Annotated in this window: 24 protein-coding genes; 21 read left to right on the top strand and 3 right to left on the bottom strand. The window is 49.2% G+C overall.

The genetic code is table 11. From position 1 onward, the window contains the following. The first annotated feature begins 70 nt into the window (after positions 1 to 70). The 20 genes from K2F33_RS01175 (at position 71) to K2F33_RS01080 (ending at position 11,602) form a co-directional block, all read left to right on the top strand. A complete protein-coding gene (locus K2F33_RS01175; protein ID WP_318671853.1) occupies positions 71 to 598 on the top strand; it encodes a GNAT family N-acetyltransferase in 528 nt (175 codons plus the stop codon). A 21-nt stretch (positions 599 to 619) separates the two neighbouring features. Beyond that, complete coding sequence (locus tag K2F33_RS01170) at positions 620 to 1,264, top strand: HAD family hydrolase (RefSeq protein WP_263880793.1); 645 nt, start codon at positions 620 to 622, stop codon at positions 1,262 to 1,264. Between the two features lie 60 nt (positions 1,265 to 1,324). Further along, complete coding sequence (locus K2F33_RS01165) at positions 1,325 to 1,843, top strand: GNAT family N-acetyltransferase (protein ID WP_263880792.1); 519 nt, start codon at positions 1,325 to 1,327, stop codon at positions 1,841 to 1,843. Between the two features lie 108 nt (positions 1,844 to 1,951). Beyond that, positions 1,952 to 2,341 carry a hypothetical protein gene (locus K2F33_RS01160; protein WP_260845636.1) on the top strand — a complete coding sequence of 130 codons (390 nt, stop codon included), beginning with the start codon at positions 1,952 to 1,954 and terminating at the stop codon, positions 2,339 to 2,341. A gap of 39 nt (positions 2,342 to 2,380) precedes the next feature. Next, complete coding sequence (locus tag K2F33_RS01155) at positions 2,381 to 2,863, top strand: hypothetical protein (RefSeq protein WP_263880791.1); 483 nt, start codon at positions 2,381 to 2,383, stop codon at positions 2,861 to 2,863. Positions 2,864 to 2,991: 128 nt separating this feature from the next. Continuing rightward, on the top strand, positions 2,992 to 3,087 hold the full coding sequence (locus tag K2F33_RS01150) for a competence inhibitor ComI (RefSeq protein WP_019419116.1): 96 nt from the start codon (positions 2,992 to 2,994) through the stop codon (positions 3,085 to 3,087). A 303-nt stretch (positions 3,088 to 3,390) separates the two neighbouring features. Then, entirely contained in the window at positions 3,391 to 3,882 is a 492-nt protein-coding gene (locus tag K2F33_RS01145) for an NUDIX hydrolase (protein ID WP_263880790.1), read from the top strand. 44 nt (positions 3,883 to 3,926) lie between these two features. Continuing rightward, a complete protein-coding gene (locus tag K2F33_RS01140) occupies positions 3,927 to 4,571 on the top strand; it encodes an HAD family hydrolase (protein WP_263880789.1) in 645 nt (214 codons plus the stop codon). A gap of 153 nt (positions 4,572 to 4,724) precedes the next feature. Next, the gene (locus K2F33_RS01135; protein ID WP_263880788.1) at positions 4,725 to 5,114 is read left to right on the top strand and encodes an NUDIX hydrolase; all 390 of its coding nucleotides are present in this window, start codon (positions 4,725 to 4,727) and stop codon (positions 5,112 to 5,114) included. A gap of 18 nt (positions 5,115 to 5,132) precedes the next feature. Next, positions 5,133 to 5,516: a hypothetical protein gene (locus K2F33_RS01130; RefSeq protein WP_244364216.1), complete on the top strand. Its 384-nt coding sequence runs from the start codon at positions 5,133 to 5,135 to the stop codon at positions 5,514 to 5,516. A gap of 17 nt (positions 5,517 to 5,533) precedes the next feature. Further along, positions 5,534 to 5,920 carry a VOC family protein gene (locus K2F33_RS01125; RefSeq protein WP_263880787.1) on the top strand — a complete coding sequence of 129 codons (387 nt, stop codon included), beginning with the start codon at positions 5,534 to 5,536 and terminating at the stop codon, positions 5,918 to 5,920. Further along, positions 5,917 to 6,483: an ATP-binding protein gene (locus K2F33_RS01120; protein ID WP_263880786.1), complete on the top strand. Its 567-nt coding sequence runs from the start codon at positions 5,917 to 5,919 to the stop codon at positions 6,481 to 6,483. The genes K2F33_RS01125 and K2F33_RS01120 overlap by 4 nt, the downstream gene beginning before the upstream one ends. A 109-nt stretch (positions 6,484 to 6,592) precedes the next feature. Further along, positions 6,593 to 7,192, top strand: coding sequence for a GNAT family N-acetyltransferase (locus tag K2F33_RS01115; RefSeq protein ID WP_263880785.1), 600 nt, complete (start codon positions 6,593 to 6,595; stop codon positions 7,190 to 7,192). 67 nt (positions 7,193 to 7,259) lie between these two features. Then, positions 7,260 to 7,841, top strand: coding sequence for a DJ-1/PfpI family protein (locus K2F33_RS01110; protein WP_076173339.1), 582 nt, complete (start codon positions 7,260 to 7,262; stop codon positions 7,839 to 7,841). 136 nt (positions 7,842 to 7,977) lie between these two features. Then, a complete protein-coding gene (gene cysK / locus K2F33_RS01105) occupies positions 7,978 to 8,910 on the top strand; it encodes a cysteine synthase A (protein ID WP_263880784.1) in 933 nt (310 codons plus the stop codon). A gap of 49 nt (positions 8,911 to 8,959) precedes the next feature. After that, the gene (locus tag K2F33_RS01100) at positions 8,960 to 9,346 is read left to right on the top strand and encodes a tautomerase family protein (protein ID WP_263880783.1); all 387 of its coding nucleotides are present in this window, start codon (positions 8,960 to 8,962) and stop codon (positions 9,344 to 9,346) included. Positions 9,347 to 9,405: 59 nt separating this feature from the next. Further along, positions 9,406 to 10,176, top strand: a complete 771-nt coding sequence (locus K2F33_RS01095; RefSeq protein WP_263880782.1) for a nucleotidyltransferase domain-containing protein — start codon at positions 9,406 to 9,408, stop codon at positions 10,174 to 10,176. 37 nt (positions 10,177 to 10,213) lie between these two features. Then, positions 10,214 to 10,786 (top strand): GNAT family N-acetyltransferase, encoded by a 573-nt coding sequence (locus K2F33_RS01090; protein ID WP_263880781.1) that lies wholly within the window; start codon positions 10,214 to 10,216, stop codon positions 10,784 to 10,786. 43 nt (positions 10,787 to 10,829) lie between these two features. Beyond that, on the top strand, positions 10,830 to 10,970 hold the full coding sequence (locus K2F33_RS01085) for a hypothetical protein (protein ID WP_263880780.1): 141 nt from the start codon (positions 10,830 to 10,832) through the stop codon (positions 10,968 to 10,970). An 86-nt stretch (positions 10,971 to 11,056) separates the two neighbouring features. Beyond that, positions 11,057 to 11,602, top strand: coding sequence for a GrpB family protein (locus K2F33_RS01080; RefSeq protein WP_263880779.1), 546 nt, complete (start codon positions 11,057 to 11,059; stop codon positions 11,600 to 11,602). Between the two features lie 53 nt (positions 11,603 to 11,655). On the opposite strand, the gene K2F33_RS01075 is transcribed toward K2F33_RS01080, so the two are convergent. The 3 genes from K2F33_RS01075 to K2F33_RS01065 all read right to left on the bottom strand — a co-directional run bounded on the left by K2F33_RS01075 (position 11,656) and on the right by K2F33_RS01065 (position 15,203). After that, positions 11,656 to 12,672, bottom strand: coding sequence for a substrate-binding domain-containing protein (locus K2F33_RS01075; protein ID WP_116232055.1), 1,017 nt, complete (start codon positions 12,670 to 12,672; stop codon positions 11,656 to 11,658). Between the two features lie 177 nt (positions 12,673 to 12,849). Next, positions 12,850 to 14,031, bottom strand: a complete 1,182-nt coding sequence (locus K2F33_RS01070; RefSeq protein ID WP_105445933.1) for a glycoside hydrolase family 130 protein — start codon at positions 14,029 to 14,031, stop codon at positions 12,850 to 12,852. After that, positions 14,028 to 15,203 (bottom strand): AGE family epimerase/isomerase, encoded by a 1,176-nt coding sequence (locus tag K2F33_RS01065; protein ID WP_263880778.1) that lies wholly within the window; start codon positions 15,201 to 15,203, stop codon positions 14,028 to 14,030. The genes K2F33_RS01070 and K2F33_RS01065 overlap by 4 nt, the downstream gene beginning before the upstream one ends. Positions 15,204 to 15,554: 351 nt before the next feature. On the opposite strand from K2F33_RS01065, the gene K2F33_RS01060 reads away from it, so the two are divergent. Beyond that, a complete protein-coding gene (locus K2F33_RS01060; RefSeq protein ID WP_076173330.1) occupies positions 15,555 to 15,764 on the top strand; it encodes a KGG domain-containing protein in 210 nt (69 codons plus the stop codon). Positions 15,765 to 15,962: the final 198 nt, after the last annotated feature.

The following is a 15,962-nucleotide window of genomic DNA, read 5'->3' as shown; positions in this document are numbered from 1 at the left end:
TTGGAATGACAACAAGCTCAGGCAACGTAAGGGCTTGTTTTTTATACAAGTATTTATTGGTGAGCGGGTGATGTCATTGAAGATTGAACTGAAAGCTTTATCAGAAACCGACGACAGAGACATTTTTGAGATGATCGATGAAATTGGACTTGGAGAGAACGGGTTTACCACCAATTTTCCGGAACATGATTTCGATCAGTTTAAAGCCAGTTTACCTAGATTGGTTGAAATTTCAGTGGGGATTAACTTACCTGAGGGCTATGTTCCACAGACGATTTATTGGATGTACATCAATGATTATCCCGTTGCCTATGGAAAATTGAGACATCGATTGAATGAACGTTTAGCGGAATATGGCGGACATATCGGTTATATCGTACGGCCTAGTGAACGTGGCAAGGGCTACGGGAAGCTTTTCTTGTCGGAGCTTGTAAAGAAGGCAAAGGATTTAGGAATTGAAAAATTGCTACTCACCTGTGACGAAGTAAATATAAAGTCCAGGAAGGTCATTGAAAGTAACAGCGGAACTCTTGAGGGGATTAATAAAGGGATTTGCAAGTACTGGATACAGAACCCATCATCCCAAAACAGCAATTAGAAAGCAGGTAGAAACTAGCTCATGAGATACAACCATCTTTTATTTGATCTGGACGGCACGATTACGGACCCTAAGATAGGGATTACCAAGTCGGTACATTATGCACTGAACAAGTTCGGGATCCAAGAGGATGACTTAGATAAGCTGGAGCCGTTTATCGGTCCCCCGTTGAAAAACTCGTTTATGGAAATCTATTCTTTTTCCGAGGAACAGGCGCTGCAAGGCGTTGAATATTATAGGGAGTATTTTAGGGAACGCGGAATATTTGAAAATGAGTTGTATCCCGGGATGCAAAACGTGCTGAAGCAGCTGCAGGACGACGGATTTACGCTGTATGTCGCCACCTCTAAACCGAAAGTGTTTGCGGATGAGATCCTGAAATATTTTGAAGTAGACCATTACTTTGAATGGGTCGTTGGCAGTCATCTGGATGGGACGCTGTCCGACAAAACCGAAATCATTACATACATCCTCCAGAACAGAAACCTTGTGAAAAGCGAAGTGGTTATGATCGGCGACCGAAAGCACGATATAATCGGGGCCAAAAACAACGGAATTGACTCTATTGGAGCCGAGTATGGATATGGAAGCGACGGAGAGCTGCTCCGTGAAAATTGCACTTATTACATCAAGAAGATCGAGGACATCCTGGGTATAGTCTATTAGGAATGGTGCGGCACGGACGGTCAGACGACAAAACAAATGTGAATGAGGAGAGCCACCGAGATGAATGTACGATTAATCAAACCTACGGCAGAACTGCAAGAGGAGTACCTCTCTTTTTATCTGGACTGGAAGGAAAGCAACGAACCGATTGTGCCTTGGGTCGTTTCGAAGGATCCTGCGAATTTTGCAGGGATGATCCGGTTTTTAGAGGACAATGAACAAGGCAAGGACCTGCCGGATGGATATGTAAGGAACTCCACGTTGTGGCTGGTGACGGAGACGAATCAGATCGTAGGAGCCGTAAATATACGACATGAGCTTAATGAAAAATTATTGGAAAGCAGCGGACATATCGGATATGGGATCCGTCCTTCGGAAAGGCAAAAAGGCTACGCCACCCAATTGCTCTCCTTATCCCTTCAAGAAGCCAAGAAGCTTGGAATACATAAAGTGTTGGTGGTCTGCGATGCCTATAATATAGGCTCCAAGAAGACGATCCTCAACAATGGCGGGATTCCAGACCAGGACTTTATTGAGGAAGACGGAAATGTCTTGAACCGTTTTTGGTTCGAGGTCTAATGGCAGCACAGACCGGAAAAGAATACTTTCGATGACATGGCTCACGCACCGCCAGAGGAAGAAGCGGATTTTCACCCAGTAGACTAGACTTCAGTGAGAGGGAGTGGGATGACCGTGTTGGTATCCATATCGGCGATGGTATTCACTATTTTGATTGTTATTGTGGTGCTTTTTCAACTGGCTTTGGCACTAGGAATGCCATGGGGAAGTTATGCGATGGGTGGAAAGTTCCCGGGGAAATACCCGCCGGGTATGCGAGTGGGGGCGATTGTCCAGGCTATCGTTCTTCTCGCCATCGCGGCGATCGTGCTGAGCAGATCGGGCTTATTCGTTCCGTCGTGGGATTGGTTTGCCAACAAAGCGATCTGGTTTGTGGTTGCTTTTTCAACGATTTCAACCGTGCTGAACCTGATTACTCGAAGTAAATGGGAAAGAAGGATCTGGGCGCCCGTCTCTGTGTTAATGCTCGTGACGAGTGTGATTGTTGCGGTGGGGTAGTGAGAGACAATCGAGTCATAGGAATTGGAGGAGGGCAGGATGATTGTGAAGAAAAGACATATCCGGATTGACGCAGAGAACTGGATTCACGATCCGGAACAGGCTCATGTGGATGTAGTGGTTACTTTTCCCGATGCAACACGTTGGATATCGAATTTCTATACAATCCCATGCATCGAATCCATGAGAAAAGATTATTTAACGAGCGGAGCATGCCTCGATGGAGCCTATTGGTGTGCATCCACACCGGTTATTATCGTTGACATTATTAACCGGGAGCGAATTGAACAAGTCGTTGACGATAAAAAAGAGGGCTTTCCGTATGTATTTGAGTATTTTGGGCCGGTAGAGGTGAGAGATCTAGAGTCATCTGATTATCCTCCAGGTTTTTTTGACAATGGCTCCAGAATGGATCCTTGGTATATTTCTTGGCATGCTGTGCGGCTGAAGCAGATGTTAGATCAGGCGGATGTGGATGTAAGAGAGAGGCTCAAGGAGCAGCTGTTTGGGGAATCTTCATAAGATTCTTAAGGATTCACAATCCTGGAGAAAGTGACGGGAACACTTGTGCGTATATGTATTAAAAGGTAAAATATAACTACAATTGAATCTTGGGTGGGCATGGTTTCCCTTCGAAAGGAGGTGAAGCCATGGAAGTAAAAGACGCATTAACGATTATGTTCCTATTTGGGACGTTCATTCTTGCTCTTTTAACATACATCAATAATAACAACAAGAAAAAGTAAAAACCCACCCAAAGGTTGGAAGCAAAAGGTGGGTTTTTTCCTTTATACTGACTAAGAAGGGGGATCCCATCCAAGCCAATTGTATGGACCAAGTGTTACCAGCACTTGGTCTTTATTACATATATAATAACACAAAAAAAATATGTATCAAAGATGATGCAATTTTGGATTTGATCTTTTTGTAGGTGCGCATTTGAAGGATTGTAAGGAACGCGAACAATTATAAAGATCCGTAAAGACACTATAGGAAATGGTCCGAATCATTTTGAAGTAGCGAGACGGATCAACGAGGAGGAGAGCGTTATGTTTTTCGTCAATGCGAGGGCCATCATTGAACGCGTTTATCGCAACCAAACGGAAATCCTTCTTCAGACCCGTAACAAGCCGGGCGAAGAATCGTTGGAATTGCCAGGAGGCAGATTGGAGCTCTATGAACCGATTCTGGATGGATTAAGGCGCGAGGTGCGAGAAGAGACAGGACTAACCATCGTCGAAGTAGAGGGCAGCGAGAAAAGGATCGATACGCGCGGGATCAACCCAGGGTTTGAGGTAGAGTGTGTCGAACCCTTTTGTGTATATCAGACTATCAAAGGTCCGGTTGATTCCATTGGCATGTACTTTTTATGCAGAGCGGAAGGGACCTTGCTTCGAAATGGTGATGAAACGGCGGATGCCGGTTGGAGATCGGTCGAGGAAGTCCAGAGGATGATGAAAGAGGAACCAAGACAGTTTTCCGATGTGGACCGGGCTGGGATCATGTATTATTTGAAGCATAAGTTTGGATTGTTACAGTAAAGTAAAGCCATATAACTGCAGGTTAGGCGAAAGGGAGGAACTTCATGAACAGCGCATTTATTTTCGATATGGATGGCGTCATTATTGACAGCGAACCGATTCATTTTGACGTGGATATTAAGACATTGGATTACTTTGGTGTGAAAACGACAGAACAGGAGCTGGAGCGGTTTGTCGGGATGACGAATCCCGAGATGCTGGGCATTTTCAGGCAGGAGCACAACTTGGTGCATACGATTCAGGAAATGATTGAGTATCAACTGAATCTGAAAATGAATATTCTCAATAATCTCGAAATAGAGCCTATAGTAGGCATTCGGGAGCTGATTGCTCAACTTAAGCAGCGGAATATTCCGATGGCGGTCGCTTCGTCTTCTCCGAGAATTTTTATTGAAGGTGTTCTTGAAAAATTCGGGCTGAGCCATTTTTTCAAGACCGTGGTCAGCGGTGAAGAGGTTCCAAAAGGAAAACCCGCACCTGACATTTACCTCGAGACAGCAAAGCAGCTTGGAGTCGATCCGCAGGATTGCGTCGTCCTTGAAGATTCAAGAAATGGGGTAATCGCCGCCAAGAAGGCTGGCATGATGTGTATTGGATATCTGAATCCGAACTCGGGGAACCAGAACCTGGACCAAGCGGATATCACAGTACATTCTTATAATGAGATCAAACTTGGGGAGATTTTTTAAGCGGATGGAGACTGTAGTAGCTAATGAGTATGGCTTCCAGTGAGTATTTCGTTATATCTCATGAAAGGGAGGATTAGGATGCCGATTTGTATCAATCAAAATGGGGATGTGTTTGACGAATTTCTGCCCGTGTCCGAAGAGGAAGCAGCCCAAATGAACCTGGATTTTCAGATAACTCACGCCCTGGTCGTTGCCAGGAATAAAGACGGATTCTTGCTGCTCCATAATACATGGAAAAATCACTGGGAGTTACCCGGCGGAATATTGGAGCCTGGCGAATCCCTTCGGGAATGCGCTATACGCGAGATGGCTGAGGAGACCAATCAAACCTCGGATCGTGTTGCATTTAGAGGAATGATGAAGTTCCGGTTAAAGGACGGCAGGATCGAATACGGCGGATTGTTTTGCGCGGATATTGACCAGGAGAGGCCTTTTGTCATCAATAATGAAGCGAGCAGAATTGTATTCTGGGATGGTCAACAAGACATCGGTTATATTGATGAGATCGACAAGGAATTATTGAAATATTATGAGGCTACCTAATTCAAAGGAGAGTTGCGGATGAAATCTCCAGGAGGCTCGACCTATCCCTATTACTACAAAGGCGGGGAAATCCATTGCTTGAAGTACGGAAACAAATACAAAAACCATGATCAGCTCTTTGCCTTAATGAGGCAGGAGGAAGCGTTTATTTTTCAACACAGCAACAAGAAGCTGAAGATTTGGGTCGATTTCTACAAAACATCTGTGACGAAGTCTGTGATCCAAGAACTGATCCATAACATGGATCACTTGAACCCCCGCATTCAGAAGCTTTCGTTTGTGGGACTGTCCGGGTTTAATCAGTGGAGGGTCAGACGGGGATTGAAGAAGCTAAAGGCGGATTATAAGGTTTCCTTTTTCTCAGACCCTGAGGAAGCCAAAACCTGGTTGATCCGTGAATAGTGAAGGGAGGAAGTATTGTGAATCATCTCGTAGAGAACGTCGATCACGTGCAATTACCGGTGCAGGATATTCCGCAAGCGGTTGAGTGGTATAACAAAGTGCTGGGTCTTGAAGTGATGACGGTGTACGATCATGCGGCTTGGTTAAAATTTAACTCCGGTCCGGTTCTCATGCTGCACCGAAGCACAAAAAATGAGCGGACATTTTGGCTGGCGGAAGATGAATTTCCGATGCCGTCATTCATGTTTATCACCCGGCAGATCGAACGCCTGCGCGATACGCTGCAGGACAACGAAGTACATATCAGGCAGTATGAAGATCACGGATTCGGCTGGGTCATCAAATTCGTCGATCCGTTCGGAAATGAGCTGGGTGCCTACCAGCCGAAGGATCAACCGTCATGAGCAGGCTCGTCGTTCTGACCGTTGGGGTAACCCATAGCGGTAAATCGACGTTTGCCCAAGCCTTGGAAGGACAAATGCCGAACTCCCTGGTCATTGATCAGGACAACCATGCGGACTTTATCAATACCCACTACCGGGCTTTGCTGCCCAAACAAGGACCTAATCGGATCAAATATGCCGTGACTCAGACCATTGTGGATTATGCGGTAAATCAGACCTCCTATCATCTCATCCTGTGCAATTCCAACCGCCATCGCCATGCCCGCCTCAAATTGATCGATTATTACCGAAATCACGGGTTTACGACGGTTGTCGTTTATTTTGACCTTCCGGATGCGGTCCTTCAAGAACGGGTAGCTCACAGCCAGCGCAGCACTTCCATCTTCAGCAAATCTTCTTCCTTTAAAGCCGTTTTGGATCGGCAGCAGGCGGAGTCTCCGGACAGCGGCGTCATAGAGCCTACGGCGGAGGAAGCAGACCATTTCTTTGTGATCCGGAACGGCGATGATGCCGGTGACGTGATTCGCCAGGTTGCTGAACTGGCAGCACCCAACTTCGACTAAAAAGGGGAGACGTTCCGATGAGAAGGACCCTACTGCAATCTATCATTTTTTCGGCAGTCTACGATCATCATTTCAACTTTAGTTATCCCTCACAAGGAGGACCACGAATTTGAATACAGACACGCTATTCGACACCTTTCCTACCTTACACAACGACAGCATTGAGCTGGGTAAAATCGAACCGGCCCATCTAGATGACCTATACGAAATTTATTCCAACGACCGCGTGTTTGACTACTGCGGGATCATCCCCAAGCACAATAAAGATACGGTGAAAAAGATGATCGGGCATTTCGAACGCGACTATAACAAAAAATCGAGAGTGAAGTGGGGCATCTTTATCCCGGACTCCTCCCGAAAACTGGCCGGTATTGCCGAAGTGTATGATATCAACTCCAAAGTGAATATGATGTCCATCGGCTACTTTTTAAATGAAGATTATTGGGGGCAGGGCATCGCCACGAAAGCGGTGCAGCTGCTGACCGGCTATTTATTCGAACAGGTGGGGGTCAATCGGCTGCAGGCCGAAGTGATGCCGGCGAACGATGCTTCCAAGCGCGTGCTGCAGAAGAACGGTTTTATGCTGGAAGGCACGTTAAGGCAGGCAACCGTCTGGTCGGGTAAAGGCGTTGTCGATTTGGAGATCTACGGCTTGCTGAAAGAAGAATATGCTGCCTCCCATACGGCGTTGAGCAGTTCAATAATTTAGAAGAACCCGGGGTTCAATTTCAGATAGCTATAATCCTAGGCTGCCCTTTCTGAGAGGATGATTCGGTTTGAAAATTGCGCTCGTATTGTTCGATGGTGTTACGTTTCTGGATTTTGTCGGCTTTTATGATGTCATCTACCGCCTGCGGCAGTTTGAGCCAACGAAAGATACGACATGGGACATTTGCGGCTTAACAGAAGAAGTGACAGATGAACTGGGGATGCGGGTCAGCGTGAATGTCATTCGGCCGGATTTATCGGCGTATGACCTGGTGTTCATCCCTGGGGGAATGGGAACGCGAAAGCTGCGGGAGGATGCGGATTTTATCAACTGGATTCGAACAGCTGAATCGGCGGAATTCAAAGTGTCGGTATGCACGGGTTCGCTGCTGTGGGGAGCTGCGGGGTTTTTAAAAGGACGGAAAGCGACGACTCATCCCAACGTCTACGATTTGCTTCAGCCTTACTGCGAAGAGGTGGTTCAAGCCCGGATTGTAAAAGATGGCCATTTCATCACGGCTGGCGGGGTGGCCACCTCCATTGACCTGGGCGTATACGTCATTGAACGATTCGCAGGAGCAGAAGCGGCGCAGCTCGTGAAAAAGCAGATCGACTACCCTTACCAAGCCGCCGGTATTGTAGAGGTATGACCAGGGCAGCGCGGGTAAGCAGTTTGTCTTAGGTGCTTCACGGGTCGCATGGATTGTTTTTATTTTCCGGAAATGATAACTTGAAGTAATGACCAACGGAGGAAGTTGGATTTTATACTCAGGAGTGTTAACGGAAATGACAATCGCCAAGAACTTGACTGATCTTATAGGAAATACGCCGCTGCTGGAGCTGGGCCATGTGATGGAGAAGCACGAGCTTCAGGCGACCCTCATTGCGAAATTGGAGTACTTTAACCCGGCAGGCAGCGTAAAGGACCGCATCGGTTATGCCATGATCAAGGATGCCGAGGAACGCGGACTGCTGAACAAGGACTCGGTGATCATCGAGCCGACGAGCGGAAATACCGGGGTAGGCCTGGCTTTTGCGGCAGCGGCTCTCGGTTACAAGCTGATTATTACCCTGCCGGAGAGCTTTAGCCTGGAGCGCCGCAAGCTGCTGCTTGCGCTTGGAGCCGAGCTGGTGCTGACACCGGCGAATGAAGGGATGGGCGGTGCCATCCGCAAAGCCGAAGAAATCGCGGCATCCACCCCGAACTCTTTTATTCCGCAGCAATTTAACAACCCGGCCAATCCGGCGATTCACCGGATGACGACAGCAGAAGAGATTTGGAGAGATACCGGCGGAGATGTGGATATTTTCGTCAGCGGCGTCGGTACAGGTGGCACCATCACTGGCGTTGGCGAAGTGCTGAAGGAAAGAAATCCGTCCGTGCGGAACGTGGCGGTGGAACCTTTTACCTCGGCGGTTCTGTCCGGAGGGAAGAAGGGTGCACACCAGATTCAAGGCATTGGAGCGGGCTTCATACCGGATAACTTCAACCCGTCCATCGTCGATGAGATCATCCAGGTCAAGGACGAAGACGCGCTGGAAACGGCCCGTTCGCTGTCCAGATGGGAAGGACTGCTTGTGGGCATCTCGTCCGGGGCTGCTGTGTACGCGGCCATTCAATTGGCCAAAAGACCGGAGTATCACAATAAACGGATCGTCGTCCTGCTGCCCGATACAGGGGAAAGATATCTCTCGACGCCACTTTTTCCTAACGTGTAGCCCAATCAGCATCCCGGGATGATTCTATTTCATGGAAGGGGAGAGACGGATGGCTCAAATTAAAATTTTCGGTTTGCGTTCCACGCTGAAGCCGATCCAGGGCGCTTTTTCGGATGTGCTTCATGCCTGTGCCGTGGAGGCGCTGCAGCTGCCTCAGGATAAAAGGTTTCACCGGTTCTTTTTCATGGATCAAGAAGACTTCATCTACCCCGGTGACCGCACCGACAAATATACGATTATTGAAATCAGCATGTTCGAAGGACGATCGGCTGCCGCGAAAAAGCAGCTGATCCAGCTTCTTTTTGAAAAAATTCCCGCCTTGGGGATCGGTGTTTCGGACCTGGAAATTACGATTTTTGAAACACCGAAAGCGAATTGGGGAATTCGCGGCCTTCCGGGGGACGAGCTGCATCTCAATTATCGGGTGGACGAATAGAGCAAGGGGAGCGGCAATGGACAGGGAAATGGAGGCGGACTTTCCGGAGGAGGCAAGCAGTGAAAGAGATCATAAAGCAGAGTTTAGTAGAAATTGAACAGAAGCATCAGGTTAAGATTCTTTTCGCTGTGGAATCAGGAAGTCGTGCATGGGGTTTTCCTTCCAAAGACAGCGACTACGATGTTCGTTTTGTCTATGTGAACAGGCCGGAGTGGTACCTGTCTATCGACGATAAGCGGGACGTTATCGAACTGCCCATAAACGATATGCTGGATATCAACGGATGGGACATCCGAAAAGCGCTGAAGCTGTTTAGAAAGTCCAATCCTCCGCTGCTGGAATGGCTCGTTTCTGACATTGTTTATGATGAAAACTATGGATTTAAAGACGAATTGTTAGACATCAAAGAGAAGGTGTTTTCTCCCAAAGCATCCATGCATCATTATCTAAGTATGGCGCGAGGGAATTTCCGTGAGTATTTGCGCGGTGAGCATGTGAAGATTAAAAAATACTTCTATTTGCTGCGGCCCATTCTGGCATGCAAATGGATCGAAAAGTATAACACGAGTCCTCCGATTCTCTTTCAGGATCTCGTTGCGGATTTAATTTCAGATGAGTCCCTTTTAGAAGAAGTTCACTCGCTCTTAAGCCGCAAGATGGCTGGGGAGGAACTGGATTATGAAAAGCGGATCGATCGCCTCAACGACTTTATCGAAGCCGAAATGGAGCACGTTATCGATTTTTTGAAGGACTTTAAGACAGAACTCCAAGATCCGACGCCGCTGCTGGATGAGCTGTTTCGAAAGTATTTGAAGGTGGTTTGGAGCTAATACCTAATAGAAGCGCTTAGATTGGGGGGGGCCCTGGATGATGGATGCAGGAAAACTATTTTCGAGTCCCCCAACATTTGAAACGGCGAGGCTTCGGATTCGCAGGTTGGAACTCTCCGATGCTCCAGATTACTTTGAGCTCGCAAGCGATCCGGATGTGTCGGATGAAACTGTATGGGACCGGCATCATTCCATAGAGGAGACCATCGATTACCTAACCAGAGTAAAACAAAGGTTTGACATGGAACAGGCGATCCATTGGGGGATTGTCGAGAAAGCTAGTGGCAAACTGATAGGCAGAACTGGCCTCATCCATGTTGATCCGGTGCATGAAAAAGCCGAGATTGGTTATGCGTTGGCCAGAGCTTATTGGAGTCAGGGGATCGTCACGGAAGCGACGAGGGAAATCATGCGGTACGCTTTCGTCCAAGCAGGATTCCATCGGCTGGAAGCCAGATGCAACGCCAGCAATCCGGGGTCTTACCGGGTGATGGAGAAGCTCGGGATGAGCTTCGAGGGAGTGCTGAGGGAACAGCTGAAGATTAAGGGGAAGTTTGTGGATCAACGAATGTACTCCATTTTACGGCGGGATACGGAATGGAGTGTCTAAGAATGACCTGGAGCAGCAGTTATAACGATTGGAGGACGATCACATGATATTTCTGTTTGTCATCCTGCTGATCGCTCTGGTTGTGATCATCAGCAACCAATATGCAAGCCTGAAGAAGATGGATGCGCTGCAGCAAACCCTACGGGAGATCAGCGACAAATTAAGCGACCGCAGCAGGGAGTAACGCCGGCGCGCATCCGATCCCAATGAAGACAGAGAGGCGTCCTGTGTGGATTCCTCTCTTTTGTGTCGCCAGTAAAGGAGCCAGATATGGAAAACCAGTGGAGAATTGCGCCGTATGATCCGGCGTGGAGACATCTCTTTTCTGAATTGGGGATGAAACTAAGAGGAGCCTTGGGGGAGGCGGCCGTGAGAATCGACCATGTGGGATCGACCTCTATTCCCGGGATGGATGCGAAGCCGGTCATCGATGTTCAGGTGTCGGTAGCGGCATTGCAGGATGTTGCGCGTTACCGGGACAAGATGGAGTCTGTCGGTTTTGTGCACAGGGAGGATAATCCCGACTTGACGAAAAGATACTTTCGTGAAGTTCCCGGCACCCGCAGAACGCATATCCATGTACGGCAGGCAGGGAGTTGGTCCGAGCAGCTGACCCTATTGTTCCGGGACTATCTGCGCGAGCATCCCCAAGACTGCCAGCGTTATGCGGCCGAGAAGCATCGCCTGATGCAGCGGTTTCAGCACGAACGTGAGAAATATGTGGAGGGAAAGGGTCCTGTCGTATGGGAGATTCTGCAGAGAGCGCATGATTGGTCGCAAGCGGCCGGCTGGACGCCGCCGAAATCGGATGCATAGCGAAGCGGAAGATCAGCATGCCGCAGCATCGTAAGGTGGGATCACGGTCCGACTCAATCTGTAGAGCCTGCTTTCTTGACGGAGTTTCTGTAAATGATTTTGCCTTGAACAAGAACGCGGCCGAAGCGCATTTCCGGCGAGCTGATCTTCTTCAGCAGGGAATGGACGGCGGTCTGGGCCATTTGCGGCGTATCGACCTCTACTGTCGTCAGGTGCGGTTCAGTCAGGGTAGCGAACACATCATTATCAAACCCGACGACCGAGCAGTCCTCGGGTACACGGTAACCCTGCGATTTGAGCTTGAGGACGAGCAAATGGGCAACCCGGTCGCAGTTGCAGACGAAGGCGGTAGGCATATCCTCCGGCAGTTCCATATCGATCAGCGTTCCTTCCTCATCACGGTCATTGACAATCCAGCGGTCGTTCAACGGGATTCGGTGCTCGAGCAAAGATTTATAGTAACCCAGGTACCGGTCCTGGATGCTGCTGGTCGAATACAGATTGCCGACGTAGCCGATCTTCCGGTGTCCCTGCTGGACCAGATAGTTCGTGATTTCATAGGCACAGTAGAAATTGTCGGTCGTCACCGAGTCGATGTCGGAATGCTCGTCATAAAAGTCGAGAAACAGCTTCGGCTGTTCCATATGCTCCAGCGCTTCGATATAAGGCTTGCTGATCTGGCCAAGGAGGATGAATCCGTCCACTTTGCGGTCATAGTAGATGCGCGGCAGGTGGAGCAGCTTCTCGTCTTCGGCGGACAAAATATGCAGAATGCCGTCGTAGCCGTATGGCTCAAGGGCCATCGAAATCTGCTGGTATACTTTCAGGTAAAAAGACTGTGTCTGTCCGGTAAAACGCTCGGGAATGACGACACCGATGTTATAGGTTAGGCCTTCTTTCATCGATTTGGCGACTTTGTTGATGCGGTACCCCATTTCGTCCGCGAGCTGTTTGATCCGCTCCTTTAATTCGTCGCTGACGCCTTCCTTGTCATTCAAAGCCTTTGAGACGGTGACGCTGCTGACGCCCATTCGCTCGGCGATGTCCCGCAAGGTGATATGCTTGTTCATTCCACCATCTCCTTACAACAATTGGTTATTCGAAAAAGGTCCGTTACATTGAACGCCGGCTGCCTTGCGGCAGCCGGACGCTCCATACATCATATAGTACAAGTATAGCCTGCTTTGGCAAACGAATAAAGAAAGATGTATCTAAATAAGGCCGGGTTGTACAGTGTTGGTTATAACTTAAGCGCGCTCGCCCAGCAGCTGTTCGTTCTGTGCGATCAGCTTGGCGCGCTGGGCCGCATTATCCAGCGAACGGAACTCATCCGCCGGCGTGTTGAACGTGTAGTCGACCAGCCGGTCTACCGTCGTTGTGGCCACATGGATGCGGGTATCGCTTGAAGCATAATAAATAAAGACCTCATTCTTCTCGTTGACGACGGCTCCGTTGCAGAAAATCACGTTCGAGACGTCTCCGACGCGTTCGTCATCGTACGGTGCGATGAAGTGGCCGCCTGGCTTAGCAATAACTTTGGCAGGATCGTCTAAGCTGGTTGCAAAGGTATACAGGACATAGCGGAGACCCGCCGCCGTGTTGCGGACGCCGTGGGCGATGTGGATCCAGCCGCGGTCGGTTTTGATGGGAGCCGGCCCTTGGCCGTTCTTCACCTCGTACACTGTATGATACCGGCGCTCGTCGATCACCGTCTCCTGGTCAATGACCGGATTCAGGATGTTATCGCACAACCCGAAAGCAATGCCGCCGCCCGAACCGGTGGAGATGAAGCCGTCCTGTGGACGCGTGTAGAATGCATACTTGCCGTCCACGAATTCCGGATGAAGCACCACGTTCCGCTGCTGCGGTGAACCGGTCTGAATGTTCGGCAGACGCTCCCAGGTTTTGAGGTCCCGGGTGCGGACAAGTCCGGCCTGCGCTACAGCGCTCGACGTATCATAAGCCGGTGCGTCCGGGTCCTTTTGCTCGGAGCAGTAGATCCCGTAAATCCAGCCGTCCTCATGCTTGACGAGGCGCATGTCGTACATATTTGTTTCGTTCGGGTCGATATCGTCCCAGACCAGCGGCTGATCCACGAAACGGAAGTTATCGATTCCGGTCTCGCTCTCAGCTAGGGTGAATATCGACTTGCGGTCCAGACCTTCGGTCCGTACGACCAGAATATATTTACCATCGTGATAAATAGCTCCCGGGTTCAGCGTGGCGTTAATGCCCAGCCGCTCCATAAAGAACGGATTGCGCTCCGCATCCAGGTCAAACCTCCAATGGATCGGTACGTGGTGGCGGGTGATCACAGGGTACTTGTATCGGTCATAGACTCCGTTGTAAAACTCCGTATTCCGCTCATTGGGCCGGGACAACAGTTCCTCCTGGCGGGAAGCCAGCTCGGCATATTTTTCATGGATCATGCTTCATTCATCCTTTCGATTATTTCGATACAAAATCGGCTGTTATGATAAGGGCACTTCCAAGGCCCGGCTATTTCGCGGCGGTCCGGCTGCCCGTCCGCCTGAACCGACCAATACCATTCGCCGCCGCCTCTAGAGTCAATGATATGGGTCTTCGTATACGTCCACATCCGGTCGATCAGGTCCAGAAAACGGGTATCGCCCGTCCGCTGATAGGCATTGTAGAAACCGACCATAGACTCGGCCTGAACCCACCAAATGCGGGTATCGTCGATACGGTCCCCATGCTGCTCGTTCATCAGGGAGCCGTCTTCCGAAACTGCGGTATCGGCGATCTGATAAGCAATGTCTACCACCATCTTCGCGTAATCGGCATGGTCGGAACCGATGGCTTTCATCGCATCGTCAATGAGCCAGCTGGCCTCAATGTCATGACCGAACGAGGTCAGGTCCAGCAGAGAGTTCCAGCTGCGGTCAAAAAATACGTTCAGGCGCTTTTTCTCGGGATCATAAATCCGGTTGTAGAGCATGGACAGCAAATTCTCCAGTGCGGAGCGGACCCGGGGATCCGGCCATACGCGATATAGCGTCGTATACCCCTCAAGCACATGAATGGTGGTGTTCATCGTGATGTCCGCGTTAATTCCATTTTCGCTGAGCATTTCGTTTGGCTGCTCATGCCACTCGCGGTCAAACTCTTCTTTATAAGCCTGAATGCCGGTGTCGTATCCCTTCTCTTCAATCAGCCCGAAAAGCTCGCGTGCCAGCTCAAGCGCCTCCGCATCGCCGGTGGCCCGGCTGTATTCGCTGAGCGAGTAGACGGCGAAAGACTGGGCATACACATGCTTGCGCGTGTCCAGCGGCTGTCCCTCATGATCGACCATCCAGTAAATACCGCCGTACTCCCGGTCAATGAGCCGGTCTTTCAAAAACGAATAGGCATGCTTTGCATGGGATGCCCATATCTCATCGCCGGTTACCCGGTAAGCTGCGGAAAAAGACCACAGCTGGCGCGCGGTGGCGATGCCGCCCTTGGGAGCTTGGGTGTCTGTTTGCAGGTCTACGCTCACTTCACCGTAATATCCCCCATGCCGGTCATCCCGCAATCCCGCCCAAAAGGGGAGGATATGCTCGGTCCATTCCATGCGGATTTCCTGTTCAATGGATTTCAACGCCCAACACACTTCCTTTTATTAAGTTATCGTTAACTTTACAAATTAATATTAATAATCTGGGAACGATATTGTCAATGAGAAAAGAGGAATAACGAAATTATACAAGAAACCGCAGCAGATAAAGTGGGGACGCTCCCTTTTTTTGAATATAGGGTGATACAGAAAAAGGTGCCTAGTATGGCGTTGAATAACTTAAACGTTTAGGTAATGGGTAATAGATTAAGTCGCTCGGGAAAAAGGTAAAAATTTCATGCCGGCAAACGACAAGAGAACCTGTTTAATATTTTTCCATGCGGTTAAATACATGTCGTGAAGGAAATTCCCAAAAATTCAGAGGAGTGATTGATCATGGCAAATAACCAAAATGGCAAAATGAGTCCGGAAGAACGAGGCCGTATGGGTGGAGAAGCCACGGCGAAAAATCATGACAAAGAATTTTATCAGGAAATCGGCCGCAAAGGCGGAGAGGCTACAGCCGAGTCGCATGACAAGGACTTTTACCGTAAAATCGGTGAAAAAGGCGGCGAAGCCCGTGCGCGTCAGCGTGACAACGATTAATACGATGACCCCCTAAAATGGAAAATGACATTAGGGTAAACGGCGCTTAAAGTCGGCTTTTCGAAAGGAAAACCGGACCTGGCGATCCGTAGAACCCAAGCCTAAGAATAAAGCCCGAGAAATCTCGGGCCTTATTCTTTTTGTTTTGCAAAAAAACGATTGAACTTTGGAATCAGACTTGATACTATTGCCCTTAAA

The organism is Paenibacillus sp. PSB04 (genome assembly GCF_025809195.1).
GTDB lineage: Bacteria > Bacillota > Bacilli > Paenibacillales > Paenibacillaceae > Paenibacillus_AQ > Paenibacillus_AQ favisporus.
Note: the sequence above shows the minus strand (reverse complement) of the source record. Positions and strands in the feature narration are given on the sequence as shown.

What these genes read in the sequence shown, in the direction of transcription:
- K2F33_RS01130 (WP_244364216.1), top strand. Translation starts at nt 5,133, where the DNA reads ATGAAATCTCCAGGAGGCTCGACCTATCCCTATTACTACAAAGGCGGG.
- K2F33_RS01060 (WP_076173330.1), top strand. Translation starts at nt 15,555, where the DNA reads ATGGCAAATAACCAAAATGGCAAAATGAGTCCGGAAGAACGAGGCCGT.
- K2F33_RS01090 (WP_263880781.1), top strand. Translation starts at nt 10,214, where the DNA reads ATGATGGATGCAGGAAAACTATTTTCGAGTCCCCCAACATTTGAAACG.
- K2F33_RS01165 (WP_263880792.1), top strand. Translation starts at nt 1,325, where the DNA reads ATGAATGTACGATTAATCAAACCTACGGCAGAACTGCAAGAGGAGTAC.
- K2F33_RS01120 (WP_263880786.1), top strand. Translation starts at nt 5,917, where the DNA reads ATGAGCAGGCTCGTCGTTCTGACCGTTGGGGTAACCCATAGCGGTAAA.
- K2F33_RS01075 (WP_116232055.1), bottom strand. Translation starts at nt 12,672, where the DNA reads ATGAACAAGCATATCACCTTGCGGGACATCGCCGAGCGAATGGGCGTC.
- K2F33_RS01140 (WP_263880789.1), top strand. Translation starts at nt 3,927, where the DNA reads ATGAACAGCGCATTTATTTTCGATATGGATGGCGTCATTATTGACAGC.
- cysK (WP_263880784.1), top strand. Translation starts at nt 7,978, where the DNA reads ATGACAATCGCCAAGAACTTGACTGATCTTATAGGAAATACGCCGCTG.
- K2F33_RS01170 (WP_263880793.1), top strand. Translation starts at nt 620, where the DNA reads ATGAGATACAACCATCTTTTATTTGATCTGGACGGCACGATTACGGAC.
- K2F33_RS01080 (WP_263880779.1), top strand. Translation starts at nt 11,057, where the DNA reads ATGGAAAACCAGTGGAGAATTGCGCCGTATGATCCGGCGTGGAGACAT.
- K2F33_RS01085 (WP_263880780.1), top strand. Translation starts at nt 10,830, where the DNA reads ATGATATTTCTGTTTGTCATCCTGCTGATCGCTCTGGTTGTGATCATC.
- K2F33_RS01175 (WP_318671853.1), top strand. Translation starts at nt 71, where the DNA reads ATGTCATTGAAGATTGAACTGAAAGCTTTATCAGAAACCGACGACAGA.
- K2F33_RS01155 (WP_263880791.1), top strand. Translation starts at nt 2,381, where the DNA reads ATGATTGTGAAGAAAAGACATATCCGGATTGACGCAGAGAACTGGATT.
- K2F33_RS01145 (WP_263880790.1), top strand. Translation starts at nt 3,391, where the DNA reads ATGTTTTTCGTCAATGCGAGGGCCATCATTGAACGCGTTTATCGCAAC.
- K2F33_RS01100 (WP_263880783.1), top strand. Translation starts at nt 8,960, where the DNA reads ATGGCTCAAATTAAAATTTTCGGTTTGCGTTCCACGCTGAAGCCGATC.
- K2F33_RS01135 (WP_263880788.1), top strand. Translation starts at nt 4,725, where the DNA reads ATGAACCTGGATTTTCAGATAACTCACGCCCTGGTCGTTGCCAGGAAT.
- K2F33_RS01070 (WP_105445933.1), bottom strand. Translation starts at nt 14,031, where the DNA reads ATGATCCATGAAAAATATGCCGAGCTGGCTTCCCGCCAGGAGGAACTG.
- K2F33_RS01160 (WP_260845636.1), top strand. Translation starts at nt 1,952, where the DNA reads ATGACCGTGTTGGTATCCATATCGGCGATGGTATTCACTATTTTGATT.
- K2F33_RS01150 (WP_019419116.1), top strand. Translation starts at nt 2,992, where the DNA reads ATGGAAGTAAAAGACGCATTAACGATTATGTTCCTATTTGGGACGTTC.